This is a genomic window from Streptomyces sp. SID12501 (assembly GCF_010550245.1).
Lineage (GTDB): Bacteria > Actinomycetota > Actinomycetes > Streptomycetales > Streptomycetaceae > Streptomyces.
On sequence record NZ_JAAGLU010000990.1, the window covers coordinates 1 to 395 of the forward strand.

The 395-nt window shown below is 70.6% G+C and carries 1 protein-coding gene; it reads left to right on the forward strand.

Annotated elements, in window-relative coordinates:
* The coding region (locus G3I71_RS49490) for a hypothetical protein (RefSeq protein WP_164325541.1) at positions 1-270 on the forward strand (270 nt) is incomplete at its 5' end.
* Between the last annotated feature and the right edge of the window lie 125 nt (positions 271-395).

The window sequence follows — 395 nt, forward strand, 5'->3', positions numbered from 1 at the left end:
AGGGGGGCTGGCGCCTTCCGCGACGCGCTGCGCCGCGCCAACACCATCGCCGACGACGCTGGCAGGTTTAGCCTGCCCGACGGGTTCGCCGTACCCGGCAGCGCAGCCGACGTCGTCGCGGACCCCGAAGAGCTCCTCGAGGTCGTCACCGCGATCGACAGGATCGACCCGGTCAACTGGCCGGCGCGCACCTTCATCACTTCGCTGCTGTGGCGAGCTCGCGAGCGCGAGCCCGTCGCCCACACCCTCGTCGCTCACCTGCCGCAGTAGCCCGATAACGGTCGGTTCCGGACGCCCTCGCGGTCGCTGGCGGCCCGTGTCCGTAGGTCGTGCTCGGAGCAGCAGGGGCTTTCGGTCATCTGGACGTTCGGACACGGGTTTCGGACACGGTCCGC